6 protein-coding genes are annotated in these 5,436 nt (G+C 25.9%); 2 read left to right on the forward strand and 4 right to left on the reverse strand.

What is annotated here, in order from left to right; all coding sequences use genetic code 11:
* Positions 1-829: 829 nt before the first annotated feature.
* Positions 830-1,402 (reverse strand): hypothetical protein, encoded by a 573-nt coding sequence (locus Q3287_RS19220; RefSeq protein WP_407964663.1) that lies wholly within the window; start codon positions 1,400-1,402, stop codon positions 830-832.
* A gap of 199 nt (positions 1,403-1,601) precedes the next feature.
* Between Q3287_RS19220 and Q3287_RS19225 the strand changes: the two genes are divergently transcribed.
* Positions 1,602-2,078 carry a ferritin family protein gene (locus Q3287_RS19225; protein ID WP_407964664.1) on the forward strand — a complete coding sequence of 159 codons (477 nt, stop codon included), beginning with the start codon at positions 1,602-1,604 and terminating at the stop codon, positions 2,076-2,078.
* 50 nt (positions 2,079-2,128) lie between these two features.
* On the opposite strand, the gene Q3287_RS19230 is transcribed toward Q3287_RS19225, so the two are convergent.
* The 3 genes from Q3287_RS19230 to Q3287_RS19240 all read right to left on the reverse strand — a co-directional run bounded on the left by Q3287_RS19230 (position 2,129) and on the right by Q3287_RS19240 (position 4,290).
* Positions 2,129-2,308 (reverse strand): hypothetical protein, encoded by a 180-nt coding sequence (locus Q3287_RS19230; RefSeq protein WP_054277846.1) that lies wholly within the window; start codon positions 2,306-2,308, stop codon positions 2,129-2,131.
* 153 nt (positions 2,309-2,461) lie between these two features.
* Positions 2,462-3,511: a hypothetical protein gene (locus Q3287_RS19235; RefSeq protein ID WP_243194457.1), complete on the reverse strand. Its 1,050-nt coding sequence runs from the start codon at positions 3,509-3,511 to the stop codon at positions 2,462-2,464.
* Positions 3,512-3,963: 452 nt separating this feature from the next.
* Positions 3,964-4,290, reverse strand: a complete 327-nt coding sequence (locus Q3287_RS19240) for a BlaI/MecI/CopY family transcriptional regulator (RefSeq protein WP_407964665.1) — start codon at positions 4,288-4,290, stop codon at positions 3,964-3,966.
* A 155-nt stretch (positions 4,291-4,445) separates the two neighbouring features.
* Here Q3287_RS19240 and Q3287_RS19245 point away from each other — a divergent pair, with 155 nt between their 5' ends.
* On the forward strand, positions 4,446-4,814 hold the full coding sequence (locus tag Q3287_RS19245) for a helix-turn-helix transcriptional regulator (RefSeq protein ID WP_227849780.1): 369 nt from the start codon (positions 4,446-4,448) through the stop codon (positions 4,812-4,814).
* Positions 4,815-5,436: the final 622 nt, after the last annotated feature.

The following is a 5,436-nucleotide window of genomic DNA, read 5'->3' on the forward strand; positions in this document are numbered from 1 at the left end:
TAATAGCACTATTCTATAACTAAAACTAAGTAAGTATATATAACTATGTCCAAAACACTTCTTTCAAACCTAGAAACTTTTTATATCAGAAGTACTTGACATGATTGCCTAGGAAGAGGCTAAAATTGGACATAGTTACCCTACAAACAAGTGTAGGATAACTTCCTTTTTGCCCAGTATGTCGGCATTTTAGGACTAGTACAGTCATAGCATCTATTCTTTTGCAACTTAATGCTCTCTATCGCTTCCCCCAATAACAAGATATATAGATGCTCCACAAAGAAGCTCCACCCTCGCTTTTGTTCGTTGTAGTATCGAGTCACTACTCTCTGCCCTTCCATATAGTACTAGATATATGTATATGCAGTTGGCTAATACCAAGTGTTTAGTCGGCTACCCCTGTACTCTGTCGAGCCATTCGGTTTGCTCTAAGTCAAACACACTTCCTTATAAAACTTTTGTGTATTTCTACACTCAAAAAGACTTGTCCAACCATCTGAACAAGTCCGTAATTTTTATCTTTTATTGTTATCATCTTGATTTTTTTTCTTGCATCTCTTATAATTTATGTATATCTAAGAAGATAACAGCTATATTTTATATACTTTATGTTCTTCCAAAACATTTAGTATTTTAAATTATAGTTAAAAGATTACTATTTACTTACTATGGCTAGATAGTTGGTATTAACTCATATAAGGTCGCCAAACCTTATTGAGATAGTAGTCTTTTTTTGTATTCAATTTTTTAATATAAGTTAATTATAATTCTACTTATTAAATTTTACTAGTAAAATTTTCTATATTTATATATTTTTTTCTTAATAGTTTTATTTTTTATATCTATCAATAAACTCTTTTAATGCTTGTCCCATTAAATCATGCTTATCATATGGTTTATTTTCTTCAACTAGAATATTAAATTCATCCCATATTTTTTCATTAATTCTAATAGTAGTTCTTTTAATTGGTGCTTCAGGTAAATTTATATTTATTCCTTCTCTTAATTCAATAACCTCTGAATTTGAGCTATCAGTTTTATTGATTTTAAACCACTCTATCATTTCTTTCAAAGTTTCTGATTCTTGTGATATATAAAGCATATTTTCTTTTAATTTTGGAGTTGATATTACATCTGTATTACTTATATCATCTTGCTTACTAATTGAAGATTTTTCTTTATTTTCAACTGTATTACTTCGGGGATTACATGTGTATTCTAAAAGTACGAATTTGTTTTCTTTTCTTCTGTATCCCTTGCTATTTAAATATTTTCTTATCGTACTTTCATTAATCTCTAATTTATCTGAAACCTTTTTAAGACTTTTATATTCAATTAATTTCTCATTTATGTATCCCACAATATCACTAATATCACATTTTTTTAAATCATTCCAGTTCATAGTATTTCACCTCTTAAATATATCTGAATATATGTGTATTACATATGTATTCTATTCTAATTATACACGTCCTTTAAATTATCGAAATTACTTTATTGCTATACATAAAAGTAAAAATAATATAAATAGTTACATATTTTGTAAAATATTCATATTCTGTATAAGAATAATCTATAAAAAAATTAAAGGAGGTTCTTAAATGCAATATGAATGGATATACCCAAACCCTTTGCAATTACAAAATTCTATAGATTTAATAAGAGATTCTATTGAATCAGAAAAAAGAGACTCACAATACTATCAATGGCTAATAGATAATATACCTAGAAATGATTTATCAGATAGACAATTTGAAAAAATTAAGACTACTATTGAAGGTATTAGGGATGATGAACTTAGACACAATATGATGTTTAGACAAATCTATCAGCAACTTACAGGTCAAAAAGTAATGCCAGTTGAAGAAGAATTTGAACCACCAATAAACTTTAGAGTAGGTATAGAAGATGCTATTAATGGAGAATTAAATGCCGTTGTAAAATATAGAGAAATAATGAGTGGACTTCCTAATGATTATTATAGAGACAAAATTTTTAGCATATTATCAGATGAATTAAGACATGCGAGTTTATATAATTATATCTATACAAATATAGTTACAGGAAAAGAAATATAAAAAAAGCACTTAGTTCAGCTAAGTGCTTTTTATAAGCTATTTTAATATACTTAACAAATTTTATATTGTACAATAACACTTTCATTACCACAACTACACTTAGTTCCAACATAAAAAATATTAACTATTACAAAACACCCTTTAATTGAGTTTAAAAATTTATTTAAATTATTTTCTAAATCACTAGAATTTTTACCATAAATTATTTTAACTTGAATATTATCCTTCATAGTTATATCCCTCCTATAACTATGTATATTAAATATTTTACAAAAACGTAATTATATAAACAAATTTATTTAAATTGTGCCATTAGACAATATAATTCTATAATAAAAATCCTATTTAATTAATATTGAATAGGATTTTATTGTTATATGTAATCACAAATTTTCTATTTTTTTGTCTAGCAGTTTTATTGGACTCTCTAATTTGTTTGTTTTGTGAAAAGTAGGAATGAGTGCAGGGGCTACATTTAAAACTTCTAGCATCTTGAAATATTTCTTTAATTCTTCTTTGCTATACTTTTTCTTTTTAGCATATCTCAATTCTAAGTATTGCAATAGCTTCTTTTTACTATTAGTCTTTAGTTTATTTGTTTCTTGCACTATTTTTTTAGTTGCAAAATAATCATAAAAATCTAATCTAGTATTGCAGATGAATCGCTTGTACTTAGTTAGAACTATATCTCTACATAAAAATATGTCATTGAAGTAAGTTCTAAAGTCTTTACCATACTTAGTCAGTTCATATGTGCCACACTTAACCTCTAATCTCAAAGTGTTCTCTGCTAGTTTTAAATCCTTCTCAGATATGTTTATTCTATTACCTCTAGCTTCATTTGCTTTCACCCTTAGATTATATAATTGGTCTAGCTTATTATAAAAATTTAGTGTATATGTTTTATTTCTATTATTCTTAAAGTTATGCTTTGACTTTATATAGACACTTGTATTTGTAGCAAGTTTATTAGTGTCTACATAGTTTATATATCTTTTGTCTTGTCTATCTTTAATTACTTGATTAAATAGCTCTATGTATAAATTTGCATCTACATTATAAATATTAAAATTAACTTCTACACTAGAAACACTAAAATCTAATATATCTAAATCAGCATTGAATAGCTCTTTAAGTTTACTATTAGCTTTCACTCTTATTTCTTCTCTTTGTAAGTATACATCATCTAAGTTATATACATGATTAGAGTCTTTCAATAGCATTATCAGTCTGCCATACAAATATATCTTTTTAGACTTTATTGCATATAAGAATCTAATACCATTCAGATAGTAACTATATGATATAATTTCTTTTTTTACTTCTGCCGTTTCATAATCTATATATTCACTATAGTTCTTTTTCAGTTTGAATAAATTGAAATTACTGGAATCTAACTCTATTTTTTTATACAAGTTTACTCTATCTATCATCCCTCTACCCCTATTAACGAAATTGAATGTAAAACTAACTATTAACCTTATTTTATAGGCTTAAATCATTATTAGAAAACAAAAAAATCACTTCTATAAGTCATATATTAAGGGGTACTTTGAACCTACTATTTCTATGCTTTTTTTGTAATGTAGAAGTGAAAGAACTTAGAAAAAATAAATTTTATACTCACCCTCTATTACCTACAATACCCCCCTATTTCAACACTTTCAAGCTGATAAACATATTATATTAAACATAATCTACATTCAAATAACTCTATAATTATAGAACGCATGTACACATTACTATAGCTATTTTTACATGCAGACGAATTTTTTTTATTGATGTGGAAATGGATGTGTTTTTTATACTTTTTTATGAATTTTACAAAACGACAATTCTATGTACTACAATTATAGAATGAATGATTTTAAAGTATTAAAACTTATTAAGTTGCTCTATTTTTTTGAATATCTATTAAAGATTCTCTTAAGCTCTCTAGTGAATTAGAATGTATCTCTTCTAAAAATCTTTTTGTTGCAAATATTTTATACTCTTTGTCTGTTATAAGTATTGTATAATGTGTTATTCTTTTTATTCGATGAGACGCTAAGAAACGCTTATTTACTAGTCTTGAAAGTAGAGTTAATGTAGTTGTTGGTTTCCAGTTACAACTAAGCTCCATAGCTTCAATAAGCTCTTTAGATGTCACTATATCGTTCTTATTCCAAATAAACCTCATAACTTTGAACTCTGCTTGTGGTATCTTTTGCATTTCTTAATTCCTTTCTTCGTATAATTATTAAAAATAACATTTTTTATTTCTTTCAAATGAAAGATATAACAGATATTATTTTAGTGAATTTATTATAATACAATTTCTAAAAGGTTACAATATACAAAAATAGTAACGAAAGGAATAAGCAAAAAATGGATTTAGATTTTAGGGCGATTGGACAACGGATAAAAATTGCTAGAATAAAGAAAAGACTTACACAAGATACTTTATCTGAATTGGTAAATATAACTCCACAACACATGAGTAACATTGAACGAGGTGGTTCTAGTGTCAGTCTGCCTACTCTCATTTCGATTGCTAATACTTTACATGTTTCAATAGATGAACTGTTGTGTGATACAATCTTAGACTCTAAAGTTGTTTTTGAAAAAGAATTGCAAGAAGTTATAAGCGATTGTAATGAATATGAGATAAGAGTTATTGTTGATGTAGTAAAAACTACAAAAGATTCTATGAGAAGTGTTAAAATGTTTCAAAACAAAACAGAAAACAGATATTAAATAGATAAAATTTAATTTCAAAGATAAAACCTCTGAACATTAGTTATTTCAATGCTTACGAGGTTTTTTGTGTTGTCAGTAATTTTGGCATAAAAGTAAGTATTTTATGCCATACTTTACTATCTACTAGCAATTTCAATCATTTCATACCCCAAGTAGGTACCATTTCAAACCTATCTTGTCAGTTATATGTCAGTAACATCAATAGATATAGAAAAATTTAAGATATTTTTTTAATCTAATCTTTTCAAGCTGCCTACTTTTTTATTATTATTTATAACTTATGAGTGTCTCTAGGCTCTTTTATTTTTATTCAATACATAATTATATACTTAAGTTTCAAATACTTCTAATTTACAACTTAGCAATACTCATCTATATAAACTTGATGAAGTAGTTTATAAGCTTTTCATACGTTTAGTATCTACTTTCAACAAGTTACTTATTAATATCTATCTTTCTAGTGTAACTAAACAATTGTAACTAAATAATTTGATTAAAGAAATAGTTTGACGCATATATTGAAAAATATAGCACTAATAGTACTTATTAATAATTAGATAGATGCTATATACAGATATATTTTGTTCAATACTTCAATTAGTATGGACAGTATCAAGTA

This window comes from Clostridioides sp. GD02404 (assembly GCF_045898275.1).
GTDB lineage: Bacteria > Bacillota > Clostridia > Peptostreptococcales > Peptostreptococcaceae > Clostridioides > Clostridioides difficile_A.